Origin of the sequence: Shimia aestuarii (assembly GCF_900114635.1) — a bacterium.
Taxonomy (GTDB): Bacteria; Pseudomonadota; Alphaproteobacteria; order Rhodobacterales; family Rhodobacteraceae; genus Shimia; species Shimia aestuarii.
In genome coordinates, this window is sequence record NZ_FOTQ01000008.1 from 139,661 (window position 1) to 156,434 (window position 16,774).

Here is a 16,774-nt window from a genome sequence, read left to right on the forward strand (position 1 = left end):
TGCGGTCTCCCGCATCTTCGACTTAGCCTGTGGGTAAACTCAGGCAAGAAGGATGGTGGGCATGTTCAGGATTATTGCCGCTCTGCTGTTGTGCAATTTCGGGTTTCCGGCAGCCGCCGCGACGTTTTCACTCGACACCACGGCCGGGTGCATGGCCCGTATGGAAGGCACCATTGAACGTGGTGATTTCGAGCGATTTCAGTCTTTTGCAATGCAACATCTGAAGCCGTCCAATCATGAGGAAGGCACCGGCGACGTTGTGCTTTGCCTGAACAGTCCCGGCGGATCGCTTGGAGAAGCCGTCAAGATCGCGGATTACCTTGAACGGAATTACGTGGGAACCGCAGTGGGGGACGGGGATCAGTGCCTGTCGGCCTGTGCAGTGGTTTTCATGATGGGCACAAGGGCGCTGATCGAGGATTTTACCATCAATCGCAGTTTGCACGTGAATGGCACACTTGGGTTTCACAGGCCGCAGTTCAGCCTGCCTTCGGGCGGCAGCTATTCGGCAGAGGTGGTGAACCGCTCGTTCCAGCTCGCACTCGAGGCGACGCTGCAGTTCGTGCAACTGGCCAACCGGATGCAGAATTACGTGGCGGTGCCGATGGTCGAGGCGGACCTTATGGAGGCGATGTTCGCGCATGAGGGCGAGGATTTCTTCTATATCGACACCGTGGGCAAGGCCGGGCGCTGGAAGATTGATGTGACGGGCTTTCCCGTGCCAACCGAAGTCAGCCCGCGCGAGGCGCTGATCGCCTGCGACAACCTTTCGGAGTGGCTGACGCAGGTGCCCGGGGCGGACCTGTCCATCGCGACGGATCGGGGTGGCATCAACTACCTCAAATCCGCAGTGGCGCGGGTACGCGTGCACGCCGATGATCCGGGGGATACCTACTTTGTGATTGGGCGTGTTGACGGAATGGGCGACCGGGAATGTCGCGTGAAGTTCGATTTCTCGCCATCCGGGTTGGAATGGGGCGTGGTACAGGCTTGCGGGGGAACGCTGCATGAAACCCGCGCGATTGGGGAACATTGCGATATCGACATTACCGGCAGGGACGTGAGTTTTGCCAATATGAGCGCGAACCCCACCATCGCCATGTTCCCCCCCGACACACCGTTGCGCACACTTCCATCCTATGCCGCGCAGGTGGCTGCCGAGGCGCCGGATATCAACGCGGCCTTCGACATGCCGATCTATGGGGGCTGTGGTGTCAGCGAGGGGCAGGGCATGGTCGTTACGCGGGTCGAAAACTTTGCCAATATCCGCGATGCAGCGGATTTCAGCGCGCGCGTGGTGGCTGAAGCGCCCAGAAACACCCGTTTGTGGGCGCTTGAACGCGGTGGCCGGCTGGTCGGGTCCGATGCAACCCGCGCCCGATGCCGGACGGCATGCCAGGCGTTGGGTCGCTATTGGGACTATGACGACAAGGCCCAGTACCGACGTGACCGGGAGGCGGTGTCCCAGTGTTTCGAGGACAACGCGATCTGGTACCGGGTGGAAGACGCGGCGGGTAAACAGGGTTATGTCAGCGCCAAGTTTCTCAACCATCCGTGGGATGGCCACAACCCCTGACGCCGTGCATGCAAAAAGCGGCGCCCCGATAGAGACGCCGCCTTCTGCAATTGTGTCATTTTGCGAGCCGCTTAGCCCGCCTTGAGGCCCAGCTTGTCCAGCACGGTCTTGGCCTCGGCTTCCCAGCGTGTGCGGAGCTCGGCATTGGTCGACTTGCGCAGGCCCATCTTCTTGAGGCTGTCGGCCTTGGTCGAATCCGCCGCGCCGAACGAGGCCGCGACGCGGGGCCACCAATAGTCTACCGACGCCTGCAGGCCGTCCGCATTGCCACCTTCGACGAGCTTGGTCAGCCCCTCTTCGGCCAGTTCCGCATGGCGTGCTTCGATCGGCGCAATGGCGCGGAAGGCTTCGGCCAGCGGCTGGTAGGACACCATCGAGAACTCTGCCATCTGCACGGCCACGGCGCGGCCCATCAGGAGGTTCATCACCACCGCGTCGGACCAGCCGTTCAAAGGATAGTTAAACACCGCAAGTCGCATGTCGTGATCGGTGCGGCTGGCGCCGATATCGGCATCGCGGTCAAGCCGCGCGGTCCACGGGTGGTGGTTGGCATAGCGGTCACCGTCCACGCCGAATTCCCCCATGACCTTCAGCACGCGGTTGGCGTTGTCGGTCTTTTCCAGCACGATCTTGGCGGCGGCGATGCGTTCCTTGATGCCGGGACCGGCATTGATCACGTCGGCAAAGCCTGCGGCACCGGCCAGTTCGCTGTCCACGAAGGTGGTCATCAGCTTCATCAGCTCGGCACGATAGCGCGGCGGCACGTTCATCGGGTTGGTCAGCACGCCACCCTGGGCGAGATAGCTGTCGAGGCTCATTTCTTCGGTCATTGTCTTTCCTCCCTTACTGGTCGAAGTCGACAACGACGTTGTCGGTCACGGGATAGGACTGGCAGGAGAGGACATAGCCCTTTTCTACCTCGTAATCCTCAAGTGCATGGTTGGCGACCATTTCCACTTCGCCTTCCAGAACGCGGCAGCGGCAAGTCGAACAGACACCGGCCTTGCAGGCATAGGGGGCGTCCATGTTGCCCGCCAGCGCGGCGTCGAGAATGGTTTCGTCTTTCGGCATCTGGATGGTCTGGGTCGAGCCATCGAGCGTGATCGCCGCGGTGGCCTGGTTGGCGCCCGAAGCGGCATCCTTGCTGACGGCCTTCTTCTTGGCGCGACCGGGCTGGGACGAGGCGAAAAGCTCGAACTTGATCTGTGCATCATCAAGGCCGTGGGCGCGCAGGGCGCTGGCGATGCCCAGCATCATCGGCTCGGGGCCACAGATGAAGGCGGTGTCGACTGATGTGATGTCGATCCAGCCGGTCTTGAACAGCTGGGCGCATTTCTCTTCGGTGACAAGCCCGGTGAAAAGGTCGATTTCCTGCGCGTCCGCTTCAAGAACGTGGATCACGTTGAAACGGCCCATGTAGGTGTTCTTGAGATCTTCCAGTTCCTCGCGGAACATGATCGTATTCACACCCTTGTTGGCGTAGACCAGCGTGAAGGTGCTGTTCGGTTCCTGCGCCAACGTGGTTTTCAGGATCGACAGGACAGGCGTGATGCCGGAACCACCGGCAAAGCCGAGGTACTGTTTTTCGTTGGCCGCGTCCAAGGCGGTAAAGAAGCCGCCCATGGGGGGCATGGCCTGCAGCGTGTCGCCGACCTTGAGCTCTTCGTTGGCCCATGTCGAAAACGCCCCGCCGTCAACACGCTTGATGCCGACCTGCAGAATACCTTCATCTTTCCCGGCGCAAATCGAATACGAGCGGCGCAGTTCCTCGCCGTCGAAATCCTGGCGGAAGGTCAGGTACTGGCCTTGGGTGAAATCAAATTCCTCGGCCGCGCCGTTGACGGGCTTCAGGGTCACGACAACAGCGTCGCGGATGGTCTTGTGGATGTCGGTGACTTCCAGATCGTGAAAACGTGCCATGGGGCTCCTCCCTCAGATACACTTGAAGTATTCGAATGGTTCAAGACAGTCCTGGCAGCGCCATTGTGCCTTGCACGGGGTCGAGCCGAACTGGCTCAGCTTTTCGAGGTGATCGCCGCCGCAACGCGGGCAGCGTTTTGGCCCGCCCGCCGGTTGCGGCGGGGCGATGCCGTATTTCTCCAGCGCGGCACGCGCGCTGTCGGACATCCAGTCAGTGGTCCAGGCCGGGCTGATCTGCTGTTTCAGCTCGATCTTGGTCAACCCGTGATCGCGCAGGCAGGTCTCGATATCCATGTTGATCATCGAGGTCGCGGGGCAGCCGGAATAGGTCGGGGTGACAGAAACAACACAGGTGTCGCCGTCAAATTCCACGTTCCGGATAATGCCGAGATCGACAATCGTGATCACCGGGATTTCCGGGTCCGGGATGGTCTCCAACCATTCCCAGACCTGTTTCACACTTGGCTGGGTCATTTTTGTTGTCCTTGCGCGGGTGGGGCTCTGAGGGTCAGAGCCCCGTTTGGCTTACCATTCGCAACCCGGATAGGCGCGTTGCAGCCACTGCATCTGGGCCAGAAGATGCCCGAGATGCTCGGTGTGCATATAGCCGGTGCGACCGCCCTTGTGGGCGAATTTGCCCTCGGGGATAGTCAGCGTGGCTTCGGCCAGAACTCGGCCCACCAGCGCGTCATATTCTTCGCGCAGGCTTGCGGGGTCGGGGGCGATGCCGGCTTCGGCCATGGCCGCGTCGACTTCGTCGCTTTCGAACATCTCGCCCACGTATGGCCAGAGGTATTCGAGCGCTTGCTGCATCCGCTTGTGGCTTTCCTCGGTGCCGTCGCCAAGGCCAACCACCGTGTCCGCCGAGCGTTCCACGTGATAGGCGACTTCCTTGCTGGCCTTCGCCGCAATGCCCGCCACGGTTTCGTCCGAAGACTTGATCAGGCGCCCCATCAGGACCGACTGGAAGGCATCGAACAGGAACTGGCGCAGAAGCGTGCGGCCGAAATCGCCGTTGGGCAGTTCGGTCAGCAGTACATTGCGGAAATCCCAGGCGTCGCGCAGGAACGCGAGATCGTCGGCGCTCTTGCCTTCGCCCTGGACTTCGGCGGCGTAGCCCAGCCACATCTGCGACTGGCCGATCAGGTCCAGCGCGGTGTTGGCCAGAGCGATATCCTCTTCGAGGATCGGCGAGTGGCCGCACCATTCAGAGACGCGATGGCTCAGAACCAGCGTGCTGTCGCCAATGCGCAGCAGGAACTGGAGCAGCTTATCCTTATCAACAGCCATTACATATGCCCCACTTCTTCGGGGATGTCGAAGAAGGTCGGGTGACGGTAGACCTTCGACTCCGAGGGTTCAAACAGCGGGCCTTTTTCGCCCGGTGCGGTTGCGGAAATGTGCTTGGCTTCCACCACCCAGATCGACACGCCTTCGTTGCGGCGGGTGTAGACGTCGCGGGCGTTCTTGATCGCCATATCGGCGTCCGGGGCGTGCAGGCTACCCACGTGACGGTGGCTCATGCCATGCTGACCGCGGATGAAGATTTCCCAGAGGGGCCATTCGTTTTTCATGAGCTGATCTCCTCCTAGCTCTGATTATTCTGCGGCAACTTTGCGGGTGGCGCGTTTGCGGGCGTGTTCCATCAGCCCGTCGCGGACCCATTGGCCGTCTTCCCATGCCTTCACACGGGCGTTCATGCGATCGACGTTGCAGGGGCCGTTGCCCTTGATCACGTTGAAGAATTCCGACCAGTCGGGATCGGAGAAGTCATAGTGACCGCGTTCCTCGTTCCACTTGATGCCCGGATCGGGCAGGTCGAGGCCGAGATATTCGATCTGCGGCACGGTCTGGTCGACGAATTGCTGGCGCAGCTCGTCGTTGGACTTCACCTTGATCTTCCATGCCATCGACTGTTCCGAGTGGGTCGATTCACTGTCATTGGGGCCGAACATCATGATGGCGGGGAACCACAGGCGGTTGACCGCGTCCTGAGCCATTTTCTTCTGTTCGGGGGTGCCAAAGGCCATTTTCATGATCGCGTGATAGCCCTGACGTGCGTGGAAGCTTTCTTCCTTACAAATCCGGATCATGGCGCGCGAATAGGGACCATAAGAGGTCCGCTGCAGCGCCACCTGGTTCACGATGGCCGCGCCATCAACCAGCCAGCCCACCGCGCCGATATCGGCCCAGTTCAGCGTCGGGTAGTTGAAGATCGACGAATACTTCATGCGACCTTCGTGCAGCATCTCGACCATCTCGTCGCGGCTCACACCCAGCGTTTCGGCGGCCGAGTAGAGGTAGAGACCGTGGCCGGCTTCGTCCTGTACCTTGGCAAGCAGGATCATCTTGCGTTCCAGCGTCGGCGCGCGGGTGATCCAGTTGCCCTCGGGCAGCTGGCCAACCACTTCCGAGTGGGCGTGCTGGCCGATCTGGCGGATCAGGGTGCGGCGATAATCCTCGGGCATCCAGTCGCGCGGTTCGATCTTGATGTCATTGTCGATCTTGTCCTGAAACGCGGCTTCCTCGGGCGACATTTCATCGCGCGACTTTACGCTGTTCGAGGCGGTCTTAATCATCTGTGCATACATTGGGTTCTCCTCCCATTATGACTTCGTGCAGCTTCTTCCGAAAACCGGTACCCACTTTTCGGGCTACACTGTTACACACGTTCCAGGATCAGGGCGGTGCCCTGTCCAACTCCGACGCACATGGTGCAGAGCGCATAGCGCCCGCCGGTGCGTTGCAATTGATAGGCGGCGGTCAGAACCAGCCGTGCGCCCGACATACCGAGCGGGTGGCCAAGCGCGATGGCACCGCCATTGGGGTTAACATGGGGAGCGTCATCGGCCACGCCAAGCTCCCGCAGCGTCGCCAGCCCTTGGCTGGCGAAGGCTTCGTTCAATTCTATCACATCCATCTGTTCGATGGTGAGTCCGGTGCGTGCCAGAACCTTGCGGGTTGCCGGGACCGGGCCAATGCCCATCACGCGGGGTTCCACACCTGCCGCAGCCATGCCGACCACGCGGGCCATCGGCTTGAGACCGTTCTTTTCGGCAGCAGCGCCGGTGGCCATCAGGATCGCCGCCGCGCCGTCATTCACGCCGCTGGCGTTGCCAGCCGTCACCGAGAGATCGGGGCCGTTGACGCCCTTGAGCTTGCCCAGTTTCTCGGCGTCGGTGCCGGGGCGGGGATGCTCGTCTGTGTCGACCACGATCGGGTCGCCCTTGCGCTGAGGCACGGACACCGGGGTGATCTCGTCCTTGAAGATGCCGGCCGCATGCGCTGCGGCCCAGCGGGCCTGGCTGTTGGCGGCGAACTTGTCCTGATCTTCGCGGGAAATGTTGTAGTCGGCGGCGACGTTGTCGGCCGTCTGCGGCATCGAGTCGGTGCCGTACATCGCATGCATCTTCTTGTTCACGAAACGCCAGCCGATGGTGGTGTCATAGACCGCGTTGGCGCGGGTGAAGGCGCTGGTGGCCTTGGGCATCACGAAGGGCGCGCGGCTCATGCTTTCGACGCCGCCTGCGATGGCCATGTCGTAATCGCCAGCCTTCAGACCGCGCGAGGCCATGCCCACCGCGTCCATGCCCGAAGCGCAAAGACGGTTGATCGTGGTGCCCGGTACATCGGTCGGCAAACCCGCCAGAAGGGCCGCCATGCGGGCCACGTTCCGGTTGCTTTCGCCCGCCTGGTTGGCATCGCCATAGATCACGTCATCGATGCTGGCCCAGTCCACTTGCGGGTTGCGTTCCATCAGGGCCGCGATCGGCAAAGCCGCCAGATCGTCAGTGCGAATGGATGACAAGGCGCCGCCATAGCGCCCGATCGGGGTGCGCGTGGCATCGCAGATGAATGCGTCCATGAAAATTCCTCCTACGGGTCCTGTTCGATTAGCTGACCGCACGGTTGGGATATCTCGGAATCTGATTCGGCGCAATAGAGAAGTTACAGAAGTTAAGTATTTTCGTTTCGCGCGTAACATATCGACGGATGCCCCTACTTTCCCTGCAGAGGAAGCGGCTTCAAAGCTGGCGGGCGAGGTCCAGTAGTGCCGGGTTGTCGGGCAGGCGTTCCAATGCCTCGGCAAGCACCTTGCGTGCCGCGTCTTCGCCGCGCAGGGCCCCGGCGATGCGCACCAGCATGACCCAAGCATCGCCGTGGTGTGGATCAAGCGCCACCACGGTCTGGAAGGCGCGTTCTGCCGAAGCGAATTCGCGCTGGGTCAGCGCGATGCCCGCGATCTGAAGGTGGGCTTCGGGGAAATCGAACTGGTTCTTGAGGAACTGCACCATCGCGCGCGAGGCCGGCCCATAGGCTGGGCGCAGGGCGGCAGGCGCGCTGTCCGGCGGGATGGTCACAACGGCGCGCGCCGCCGCGAGGCGCACATTGCGCGACGGGTCTTCCAGTGCTGCGACCAGATATGGGGCGGTCAGCGTTGCCGGGATGGCGCGCAGCGCGCTCACGGCATTGGCGCGGATCAACGGGTCGCCGTGTTTCAACAGGGGGGCGATGTCGTCGATATGCACAGCATCGCCCGCATTGGACAGCACCCAGAGCGCGGTGGCGCGGGCCAGCGCGTTGACCTCGCTATCCCCGGCCAGATCAATCAGCCCCTTGGCCCCCGCCACCGGATCGGCCAGCCCCTTGGCCAGCGCGGTCCCAAAGTGCGACTGCGTCCAGCGCCCCTCGGGGTACCAGTCGGCAATGGCATCGGCGGCCCATTTCGGGGATTGGCCGGTATGACAGTCGGTGCAGGCATCCGGCGCGCCCGTGCTGTCTGCAAGGTCGGGGCGCGGAATCCGGAAACTGTGGTCGCGCCGTTCATCGACGCCCATATAGGTGCGCTCGATCATGTGGCAGTTCTTGCACTGAGCACCGTCGCTGTCGGCGGCATGGCGATGATGGGACGGGGCGTCGTACTCCTTGAGTGCCAGTGAAGGGAAATCGGGGTTCCCGGCGGGGGAATGGCACTGTGTGCAAACGGCGTTGCCTTCTGCGACGCGCTCATTGCTATGCGGGTCATGACAGTTGCCGCAGCCAACGCCCTTGGCGTACATCTGCGATTGCAGGAACGAGCCATAGACATAGACTTCGTCCAGGATTTGCCCGTCCGGGTGATAGGTGCCGGGGCGCAGCAGGGCGAGGTTATAGGCGTCGTGAAAGGCGGTGCCGGGCGCGGGGCTGCCGCCGCCAAAGGCTTCGCGCCGGGCGTGGCACCCGGCGCATTGCTGCATCCCGGCCTCGGTGTCCGAAAAGTCGACCGCAAAGCCATAGGATTTGGGCATGTCGCCGCTGTGGCCGCCTTTGACCAGTTCAAGGTGTTTCGCGCCGGGGCCGTGACAGGCCTCGCAGCCGACGCCGATCTCGACCTGGGTCGAGTTGTAGCGGGCCGAAGGCGGGTCAAAATTCTTGACATAGCCGGTGGCGTGGCATTCCGCGCAACGCGCGTTCCAGTTCTTGTAGGGGCCGGTCCAGTGCAGCCCGTCGCCGGGCGGCAGGTCAAGGTCGGGATAGATGTGATACCAGCGTTTCTCATCCACGTCCCAGGCCACGTCAAAGCTCTGCAAGCGCCCCGGCTCCGTCTCCAGCAGAAGCTGTTCCAGCGGAGCGACGCCACCGACGGAATGCACCTTGTATTCGGTCGTCACTCCGTCCTTTTCGGTCACCCGTACCATCCGGGTGTCGCCGTCGCGCCAGAACTCGGTGCGCATCCCGTCATGTTCGAACACCTCACCCTCAAACGCCCCGACCAGCATGTCCCGCCCCGGCATCCGCCATGCCAACGCATGATGGGACGATTGCCAGGCGTTCGTTTCTTCGACGTGACAGTCGGCGCAGATGGTCGAGCCGACATACCCGTCCTGCTCTGCCATCGCGCCAAGGGACAGCAGGATCCAGAACAGGGCGGCGAGCAGGACAGGAAGAGGCCGGGGCGAGGCGGTCGGGAAAATGGGCATGAATGTCTTTCTTCAATGGTGCCGTGGTGCCGTCGGGTTCAGGGCAGGCAGGGCGCCTGTTTTGGGCGCGCGGGGGCTAACCCGCCGGGCCAAGTGAAACAGGCCGGACAGGGATTGCCAATAGCGTTCTTCTCGCGCGTCAGGGCGCGCTCCATAGCGCGCGGCGCCGATGTCGGCAAAGGCCGCTTCGATCCGGGTGTGCAGACCGGCATCCTGAACGGGGCTGCGCGCCCGCCACAGATCATACGCGGCGCGGGTTGCCCCCAGATCACGCTGCCGCCGCGCCTCCTGCAGGTGCCGCCAAGCAAACCGCGCACTATCGAGATAGCGCTGTCGGTGCGCTGCACGCCAGCGGCGCAAAGGCGGGGTCAGGCGGCGGATCAGCCATGTCACGAGCAGACCTGCGAGCGCCGCCACAACACCCAGCGCTCCGATCCGGCGCCAGTCGCGCGGTTCGGGGGGCGCGGGCGGGGCGGTGGCCGAGACCGGGATCGGATCGGTGGTGGCGGTTTCTACCTTGCCGCTGGCGATATTGTACCAGTCAAGCGACACGCCCAGCAGTGTGCCATCAACGCCCCCCTCGGCCATGTAAACGGTCGTTTCGCGCCGTGTGCCCGTTACCTTGCCGCGATTGTCCTTGTCGCTGACCTCGGGCGTTTCAGGATAGGCCCGTACCCCCGACAGCACCGCGTCGGGCGTCAGCTCGGGCAAAAATATCCCCGACAGCCCTTCGGTTTCCGCCGTGATCACCCGCGAAAAACTGTCCCCCGCCTGCAGGCCCTCACTCGTGCCTTCAATGGTTTGTGTCAGACGCAGCGCCCGCGCGGCGATGAAGGGATCAAGTCCCTCGGCCCCCTTGGGCAAGATGCCGGTAATGTTGCGCGCCTCGATGGCAAGCTCCGCGCGCAGCGGCGCGGCATTGGGCGGATCGGCATAGACAACGGTCAGGGTCTGGGCGGGCAGGCGCACCGTTCCCGGCACCATCGGCGTGATCTGGTAGCGGCGCGAAATCCCCGACCAGGTTTCCCCATCAATCCTGCGGCTGGTCGAGGTGCTGGCGCGTTCGGGCAGGCGCACCATGAGGTTGGGGGCCTCGAAGCTTGGCCAGACGGGTGGTTCGGGCATCCATGTCGGCACCAGAACCGTGATCCGCAACGTGAGCGGCTGGCCCGGCAGGGTTTCGGTGTCCGAGAGTTCGATCTCGAGAACCGGTGTGCCCTGCGCCATTGCGATCGTGGTGCAGAACGAGAAAACGAAGGCGAGCAACAGGCGCATCATTGATTGGCCTCCGCCGCTTCGAGCCGGAACCTCTGGCGCAGGAAATCGCTTGTACGGGTGTCGACCGAGTTCATCCACTGTTCGGTGGATAGGTGCTGGGGCGTGTCTTCTTGCGCCGCGTCGATCTGGGTGTCTGCGCCGCGACCGGACTCATTGTCGAACACCACGTCATCGGCCCCGATCCCCGACTCTTCGCCAGTGTCCGACTGTTCGCGGGTTTCCTCGACATAGGTCACGATGGCCTTGGCCACGGGCAGGTTGGCCTTTGCGCCGGCATGATCGGGGTCAATTTCCAGCGCCCGTTCAAAGGCGCGCACCCCGTCGCGATAACCGCGCGATTTGATATGGGCCATGCCCTGCGCAAAGGCGGCATCGGCCGTCTCGATCCTGGCAAAGGTTTGCGCGGCGGCTTCATATTGGCCGCTGCGATATTGCGCGACCCCTCGGAGGTAGGGATCGGCAAAATGCTCAGCGGCGCTGGCATAGTCCTTGGCGCGGAACGCCAGCCAGCCCTGTTGGTCCGGGGTGAGGAACCAATCGCGCCAGCCCTCGGCTTGAGCCTCGGACGCGGGCAAGGTCAGCCAGACCGCGAGCAAAAGACCCCAGACCATGCTCACCCCACGCCGGAACCAGAGCAACAGCAGAAGCGCAGCGGGCCACGCCAGCCACGCCCCGCGATCCTGCCACGGCTGGGCCGCGTCTTCGAGCTGGGCCTGACGATAGGCGGCTTCGAATCCACGCTCCAACCGCCTCAGGTCGCTGGTATCCGGGGTCACGCCCACAACCCGCGCCGAGAGGCCGGAAAGGGCGGCGATCTCCTGACCCTCGGGCAAAAGCGTGAGCACCGCCAGCGGGGTCGACCCGGCCAGTTCCGCAATGCTGTTGGCTTCGGGCAGGCTCATGTCGTCGAGCAAAAATAACACGCCACCCGGTGTGTCTTCACGGGCGAGCATGTCGAGCGCCAGCGCCATGGCCGCGCTTGGCGCGTCGCCTTCGCTGGGCATCACCTCGGGGTCCAGCCCTTCGAGATAGGGTTGGATCACGGCGCCATCCTCGGTCATCGGCACGACGGAATGTGCGGTGGCGGAATAGGCGATCAGCGCGGTGCGCGCCCCGGCGCGCATCTCAAGAAGGTCCTGGATTTTCTGCTTGGCACGCGCCAGCCGCGAGGGGGCCACGTCGGTTTCCGTCATCGATGGCGTCACCTTGAGTGCGATCACCATCGGCGCGGTCTGGGCGGCGAAGGGCTGGGGAACGCGTGACCATGTCGGGCCCGATCCTGCGAATATGATCAGGGTCAGGCCAAGTGCGACGAGATCAATTGGCTGCCAGCGCGCCCTGTCGCCCAGTCCAATGGTCAGCGCCGCCTGAAGATGCGGTGCCATCACATTGCTGGCCTGACTTTGCGGCGCATCGGGGCGCCGCACGCGCCACCAGATCACCGCCAGCGGCACAAGCCCGAGAAGCACCAGCGGACGCAGGAAATGAAAGGCCGAGAGTGCGGTTTCAAAGCCGGTCATGAGGGTGCCCTCCGCCGGGTGGCTCCAAGATGCAGCCACGCCAGCACCCCCAGTCCGAGAAGGGCGGCCAGCAGGAGCGGCCAGTGTGACAGGGAAACACGCGGGCGGTGCGAAAGTGTCTCGATGTCGCGCGGTGCCAGCGCGTCGATACGGTCATACACTCGGGAAAGCGCTTCGCTGTCGCCTGCGAAGAACCCCGCGCCGCCCGTGCGTCGCGCCAGGTCTTTGAGCAGGTTCATGTCCAGCCGGTTCTCGCCGCTGGCGGCGCGATCCCCCACGCCGACGGCATAGATTTCCACGCCGCGATCCGCCGCGATTTCGGCGGCATTCAGCGGGCTCATGCGGCTCGCGGTGTCATTGCCATCGGACAAAAGGATCAACAGGCGCTGGTCAATCTCGCTGGCCTCGAAGGTGCGGATCGCAAGCCCGATGGCGTCGCCCAAAGCCGTATGCGGCCCGGCCATGCCCACCTGCGTCTGTTCCAGAAGGGCCAGCACCGTTTCAAGATCGGCGGTCAGCGGGGTTTGCACGAAAGCGCGGCTGCCAAACACGATAAGCGCCATACGGTCGCCCTCGCGCCCTTCGACGAAGCCCGCCACCACGTCGCGCACGGCGGCCAGACGCTGCTGAGGTTTGCCATCGGGACCGGGAAAATCGACCGTGTCCATCGAGCCCGAAATGTCGATGCCCAAGACAACATCGCGCCCGGCCTTGGTGATCTCGACCGGTTCGCCAAGGCGCTGTGGTTGCGCCAGCGCAAGGATTAGCAGACACCAGACCGCGATTGCCGTAGCCATCTGGACCCGACTGCGGGCAATCACGGCGGCACCGGGGCGCGGGGCGCTTCCCGCCGCATCGCTCAGACGGCGAAAGAACGGCAGGCGCAGCGCGCTTGTCCGCGTGCGATAGGGCGGCACAAGCCGATGGATCAACAGGGGCAGGGGCAGAAGGGCAAGCACCCAAGGCGCGGCGAGCGAGATCATGCGCGACCCCCCACCACATGCCCACGCACCCATTCACAAGCCAGCGCGTTCAGGCCATGTACCAGCTGGGGATTGGGGGAATAGGCCGCATCGGCAAGCGCCTGTCCGGGGCCATCCCTGAACCCTGCCGCTTGGCTCGTGTCTTCGAGAAAGGCCAACCATCCGTTCCCCGTCAACGACGCAACCTGCGCACGCGGAAAGGCCGCCAATGCCGCGCGCTTGAGGATGGCAGACACCGCAACGGGGTCATCCCCTGCATCACGCAACGCCGCCAATGCCGCGCGGCGATAGGCATTGGCCCGATGGCGGCGCAGCACGGCGCGCAGCAAAAGCAGCAGCGCGGCCAATAGAAACCCGGCCAGCACGATCCAGCCTTGTGTCTGAGGCACCATCGACACCGGCGCCGGGTCCGGCACCTCCTGCAGCTGGTTGATCAGATCGACCAGCGTCACGTATTCGACGGTGTCTGCGGTCTCGCTCATCGTGGCGGCACTCCGAGCAGGCGCTGCAACTGGGGCAGGGTGTCCTCGGCACTGGTCAGCGGCAGCACCGAAAGGCGCATCTTCATCTGCCAGTCGAGGATTTCCGCCAGCCGTCCCTGCGAATACTCGATCAGGTTCTGGCGCACGTGGTCGTCGCGGAGATCAAGTTCCGCCTGCAGCACGCCATCCGACGCGGTCAGTCGCGCCCCCTTGGGCAAAACACTGGCCGAGGGGTCGGTCACAAGGCCCAGCACCAGATCATTATGCAGAGACAGGCCCGACATCAAAAGGCGCGTGTCGTCGTCGATCTGGTCAAAATCGCTGAGCACGATGACCAGGTGATTGCGTGGCGCGATCTTTTGGACCGATCGCAACACGTCATTGATCGCCAGTGGGGCGCGGGACGGGGCCTCGGCATGCAGCATGGCGTTGGCCCGCGTGAGCGCGATCAGGAACCGGTCCAGCGTGGCCGCGTCGCGCCGGGGGCGGATTTCCGAAATATGGTCGTCGCCAAAGATGATCCCGCCCACCCGGTCGCCTTGGGAAAGGACGCGGAATGCGGTGATCGCGGCGGCTTCGGCGGCGGTCACGGATTTCATGTTGTGGACGCTGCCATAAAACATCGACATGCGCTGATCGACGACAATCAGCGTGGGGCGGTCGCGTTCCTCGGTAAAGACGCGCACATGCGGTTTGCCGGTGCGCGCTGTCACCTTCCAGTCAATCGCGCGCACATCATCCGAGGGCAGGTAATCGCGCAGTTCCAGAAAATCGAGCCCCCGCCCGCGAATGCGCGAAGCATGGCGGCCATTCAAAGCGCTGCGCGCGGGTTGTTTCGACGTGAAAGACAGTGCCCGTGCCCGCGGTTCCAGCGCACGCAGCCCCGCAAGCGAGACGTGAATGCGCGGATCCTCCTGCGGCGCCTTGGGCCGGGGCAATGTGCCGGTGCGCAGTCTGGCGGCTCGGTCCATCCTTGACGCTCCTTTAGGGCAGGGCCACCTGTGCCAGCATCTCGGCCACCACCGCATCCGCGCTGGTACCTTCGCCCTGCGCTTCATAGGTCAGGGTCAGGCGATGCCGGAATACGTCCCCGGCGATGGCGCGGATATCCTCGGGATCGACATAGTCGCGCCCCTTCATCCACGCATGCGCCCGCGCACAGCGGTCGAGCGCCAGCGAGGCGCGCGGGCTGGCCCCGACCTCGATCCAGCGCGCCAGATCGGTAGAGAAATCGCCCGGCGTGCGCGTCGCCTGCACCAGCGTCGCCATGTAGGTTTCGATCGCATCCGAGGTGTGGATCGCGGCAATCTCGCGGCGTGCAGCAAACACGGACTCTTGCGGGATGGGGGCGGGTTTCTCGGCGCCTGCCTTGGACGTGTCTGTCGTCGCGGCCTGCTCCTCGCTCCGGACCAGCCGGATCACCTCGACCTCGTCGGCCAGCGGCGGGTAAGTGATCATGACGTGCATCAGGAACCGGTCCATCTGGGCCTCGGGCAGGGGATAGGTGCCTTCCTGTTCAATCGGGTTCTGCGTGGCCATCACCATGAATAGCGGCGCCATCTTATGTGTCGTCCCGGCTACCGTGACCTGACGCTCCTCCATCGCTTCCAGAAGCGCGGCCTGCACCTTGGCCGGGGCGCGGTTGATCTCGTCGGCGAGCACAACGTTGGCAAAGATCGGCCCTTGCTGAAACTGGAAACTCGGACCGTCAGGCGTTTGCAGGTACATCTCGGTGCCGGTCACGTCCGCAGGCAGCAGGTCGGGCGTGAACTGAATGCGGCTGAAGTCGCATTCAAGGTTCTTGGCCAGCGCCTTGATCGCGCGGGTCTTGGCAAGGCCGGGCAAGCCTTCGATCAGAAGGTTGCCATTGGCCAGCAGGCCGATCAGAAGGCGGTCGATCACGTCCCGCTGTCCGATAATCGATCCGCCGATCCGCGCGCGCAGGGAGTCGATCTGCTGCAAAGGAGTCATGTCTGCCACGTTGCTTTACTCCGCCGTCTTGGGAAACACTTTGGCCCAGTCGTTTTTCATGTCGATCAACACCCAGCCGCGCGCGTCGGCCTCGTCCTGACCTCGGTTCAGCACGCCGATATGTCCCTCGCGGTCATAGGCAAACTCGCGCTCTGCGTCGGTGTGATGGACGATCAGGCCCAGCCGTGCGCCATCTCCGGCGGTGCTGAATTCCAGCATCTCGAAATCCCCGTCGGAATTGCCCCCGGCAAGGATCGGACGCCGTCCGATATGGTGCATGATCCCGACAGGCTTGCCCGCCTTGTCGTCGACAAAGAACAGCTCACCTCCCTTGATGATCGTGGGCACGCCGTCGATCACTTCATAGCGCGATGTCGTGGAAGAGCCGATCACTTGCTCGGGCGGGATGCCATAGGCGTCCTCGGCAAAGGCGCGGATGAACTGAATGCCGCCGCCCGACACGATATAGGTCTTGAAACCCTGATCGCGCAGATATGTGAGCAGTTCCAGCATGGGCTGATAGATCATCTCGTCATAGCGCATCCCCGTGGTGGGGTGGCGCGCCTCGTCAAGCCACGCGGCGACATCGGCGTGGAACTGCTCCAGCGGCATATCCGCATGCGAGGCGCGCAGCACCTCGACCAGCCCTTCCTTACCGGTGGCGAGAAGGGCCTTGTAATCCTTGGCGGCCGCTGCCTTGAGCGCGTCCGACGTCAGGATCGCGGGATCGGCGGCGCCCATCTTGGCGACTTGATCCACTGCGTAGATGAGTTGGAAGTAGACCGGCTGTTCGGCCCAGAGCGTGCCGTCATTGTCAAACGTGGCGATCCGGGCGGCGGGGGTGACATAGGCGTCGCTTTTCGGGTCGGTGACACTGTCGACAAAGGAGATGATCCGCGCCTTCGCCGCCGTGTCGTTCCACGAGGGCAGGGGATCTGCAATCGCGGGCGCTGCGACAAGCGCCAAGGCAAAAAACAGTTGTTTCATGGCAAGCGGTCCTGAAAAGGGTCGAATGAGAAAGAGAGGCGGGCGAAGTCACTTTCGCCCGCCTCCGTGGTTTCGTCAAATCGCGACCTGCCGAGGC

16 protein-coding genes are annotated in these 16,774 nt (G+C 63.4%); 1 reads left to right on the top strand and 15 read right to left on the bottom strand.

Going from position 1 to position 16,774, the window contains the following annotated elements; genetic code table 11:
- Positions 1-61: 61 nt before the first annotated feature.
- Positions 62-1,576: a hypothetical protein gene (locus tag BMZ35_RS17095; protein ID WP_131814397.1), complete on the top strand. Its 1,515-nt coding sequence runs from the start codon at positions 62-64 to the stop codon at positions 1,574-1,576.
- Positions 1,577-1,647: 71 nt separating this feature from the next.
- Here BMZ35_RS17095 and BMZ35_RS17100 read toward each other — a convergent pair whose 3' ends face one another.
- The 15 genes from BMZ35_RS17100 to BMZ35_RS17170 form a co-directional block, all read right to left on the bottom strand.
- On the bottom strand, positions 1,648-2,406 hold the full coding sequence (locus tag BMZ35_RS17100) for a Phenylacetic acid catabolic protein (RefSeq protein WP_093095461.1): 759 nt from the start codon (positions 2,404-2,406) through the stop codon (positions 1,648-1,650).
- A 13-nt stretch (positions 2,407-2,419) separates the two neighbouring features.
- Positions 2,420-3,496, bottom strand: coding sequence for a 2Fe-2S iron-sulfur cluster-binding protein (locus BMZ35_RS17105; RefSeq protein ID WP_093095462.1), 1,077 nt, complete (start codon positions 3,494-3,496; stop codon positions 2,420-2,422).
- 12 nt (positions 3,497-3,508) lie between these two features.
- On the bottom strand, positions 3,509-3,970 hold the full coding sequence (gene paaD / locus BMZ35_RS17110; protein ID WP_093095463.1) for a 1,2-phenylacetyl-CoA epoxidase subunit PaaD: 462 nt from the start codon (positions 3,968-3,970) through the stop codon (positions 3,509-3,511).
- 51 nt (positions 3,971-4,021) lie between these two features.
- Positions 4,022-4,786: a 1,2-phenylacetyl-CoA epoxidase subunit PaaC gene (gene paaC / locus BMZ35_RS17115; protein WP_093095464.1), complete on the bottom strand. Its 765-nt coding sequence runs from the start codon at positions 4,784-4,786 to the stop codon at positions 4,022-4,024.
- Entirely contained in the window at positions 4,786-5,070 is a 285-nt protein-coding gene (gene paaB / locus BMZ35_RS17120) for a 1,2-phenylacetyl-CoA epoxidase subunit PaaB (RefSeq protein WP_093095465.1), read from the bottom strand. Before paaB ends, paaC begins: the two co-directional genes overlap by 1 nt.
- Before the next feature lie 24 nt (positions 5,071-5,094).
- Entirely contained in the window at positions 5,095-6,087 is a 993-nt protein-coding gene (paaA, locus tag BMZ35_RS17125) for a 1,2-phenylacetyl-CoA epoxidase subunit PaaA (RefSeq protein WP_093095466.1), read from the bottom strand.
- A 71-nt stretch (positions 6,088-6,158) separates the two neighbouring features.
- Entirely contained in the window at positions 6,159-7,361 is a 1,203-nt protein-coding gene (gene pcaF, locus BMZ35_RS17130; RefSeq protein ID WP_093095469.1) for a 3-oxoadipyl-CoA thiolase, read from the bottom strand.
- A 160-nt stretch (positions 7,362-7,521) separates the two neighbouring features.
- The gene (locus BMZ35_RS17135) at positions 7,522-9,456 is read right to left on the bottom strand and encodes a multiheme c-type cytochrome (protein WP_093095473.1); all 1,935 of its coding nucleotides are present in this window, start codon (positions 9,454-9,456) and stop codon (positions 7,522-7,524) included.
- Positions 9,457-9,468: 12 nt separating this feature from the next.
- Positions 9,469-10,734: a BatD family protein gene (locus BMZ35_RS17140; protein ID WP_093095476.1), complete on the bottom strand. Its 1,266-nt coding sequence runs from the start codon at positions 10,732-10,734 to the stop codon at positions 9,469-9,471.
- Positions 10,731-12,254 (bottom strand): VWA domain-containing protein, encoded by a 1,524-nt coding sequence (locus BMZ35_RS17145; protein ID WP_093095479.1) that lies wholly within the window; start codon positions 12,252-12,254, stop codon positions 10,731-10,733. Before BMZ35_RS17145 ends, BMZ35_RS17140 begins: the two co-directional genes overlap by 4 nt.
- Positions 12,251-13,237, bottom strand: coding sequence for a VWA domain-containing protein (locus BMZ35_RS17150; protein WP_093095481.1), 987 nt, complete (start codon positions 13,235-13,237; stop codon positions 12,251-12,253). The genes BMZ35_RS17145 and BMZ35_RS17150 overlap by 4 nt, the downstream gene beginning before the upstream one ends.
- Complete coding sequence (locus BMZ35_RS17155) at positions 13,234-13,719, bottom strand: DUF4381 domain-containing protein (protein WP_093095487.1); 486 nt, start codon at positions 13,717-13,719, stop codon at positions 13,234-13,236. The genes BMZ35_RS17150 and BMZ35_RS17155 overlap by 4 nt, the downstream gene beginning before the upstream one ends.
- The gene (locus tag BMZ35_RS17160) at positions 13,716-14,690 is read right to left on the bottom strand and encodes a DUF58 domain-containing protein (RefSeq protein ID WP_093095491.1); all 975 of its coding nucleotides are present in this window, start codon (positions 14,688-14,690) and stop codon (positions 13,716-13,718) included. Before BMZ35_RS17160 ends, BMZ35_RS17155 begins: the two co-directional genes overlap by 4 nt.
- 13 nt (positions 14,691-14,703) lie before the next feature.
- Positions 14,704-15,690: an AAA family ATPase gene (locus BMZ35_RS17165; RefSeq protein WP_093095494.1), complete on the bottom strand. Its 987-nt coding sequence runs from the start codon at positions 15,688-15,690 to the stop codon at positions 14,704-14,706.
- A 15-nt stretch (positions 15,691-15,705) separates the two neighbouring features.
- A complete protein-coding gene (locus BMZ35_RS17170; RefSeq protein ID WP_093095498.1) occupies positions 15,706-16,677 on the bottom strand; it encodes an HAD family hydrolase in 972 nt (323 codons plus the stop codon).
- Between the last annotated feature and the right edge of the window lie 97 nt (positions 16,678-16,774).

Bases quoted from the DNA above. Each gene is read 5' to 3' on its own strand.
- BMZ35_RS17170 (WP_093095498.1), bottom strand. From the start codon at position 16,677: ATGAAACAACTGTTTTTTGCCTTGGCGCTTGTCGCAGCGCCCGCGATT.
- pcaF (WP_093095469.1), bottom strand. From the start codon at position 7,361: ATGGACGCATTCATCTGCGATGCCACGCGCACCCCGATCGGGCGCTAT.
- BMZ35_RS17155 (WP_093095487.1), bottom strand. From the start codon at position 13,719: ATGAGCGAGACCGCAGACACCGTCGAATACGTGACGCTGGTCGATCTG.
- BMZ35_RS17140 (WP_093095476.1), bottom strand. From the start codon at position 10,734: ATGATGCGCCTGTTGCTCGCCTTCGTTTTCTCGTTCTGCACCACGATC.
- paaD (WP_093095463.1), bottom strand. From the start codon at position 3,970: ATGACCCAGCCAAGTGTGAAACAGGTCTGGGAATGGTTGGAGACCATC.
- paaB (WP_093095465.1), bottom strand. From the start codon at position 5,070: ATGAAAAACGAATGGCCCCTCTGGGAAATCTTCATCCGCGGTCAGCAT.
- BMZ35_RS17100 (WP_093095461.1), bottom strand. From the start codon at position 2,406: ATGACCGAAGAAATGAGCCTCGACAGCTATCTCGCCCAGGGTGGCGTG.
- BMZ35_RS17165 (WP_093095494.1), bottom strand. From the start codon at position 15,690: ATGACTCCTTTGCAGCAGATCGACTCCCTGCGCGCGCGGATCGGCGGA.
- BMZ35_RS17095 (WP_131814397.1), top strand. From the start codon at position 62: ATGTTCAGGATTATTGCCGCTCTGCTGTTGTGCAATTTCGGGTTTCCG.
- BMZ35_RS17105 (WP_093095462.1), bottom strand. From the start codon at position 3,496: ATGGCACGTTTTCACGATCTGGAAGTCACCGACATCCACAAGACCATC.
- BMZ35_RS17135 (WP_093095473.1), bottom strand. From the start codon at position 9,456: ATGCCCATTTTCCCGACCGCCTCGCCCCGGCCTCTTCCTGTCCTGCTC.
- paaC (WP_093095464.1), bottom strand. From the start codon at position 4,786: ATGGCTGTTGATAAGGATAAGCTGCTCCAGTTCCTGCTGCGCATTGGC.
- BMZ35_RS17145 (WP_093095479.1), bottom strand. From the start codon at position 12,254: ATGACCGGCTTTGAAACCGCACTCTCGGCCTTTCATTTCCTGCGTCCG.
- paaA (WP_093095466.1), bottom strand. From the start codon at position 6,087: ATGTATGCACAGATGATTAAGACCGCCTCGAACAGCGTAAAGTCGCGC.
- BMZ35_RS17150 (WP_093095481.1), bottom strand. From the start codon at position 13,237: ATGATCTCGCTCGCCGCGCCTTGGGTGCTTGCCCTTCTGCCCCTGCCC.
- BMZ35_RS17160 (WP_093095491.1), bottom strand. From the start codon at position 14,690: ATGGACCGAGCCGCCAGACTGCGCACCGGCACATTGCCCCGGCCCAAG.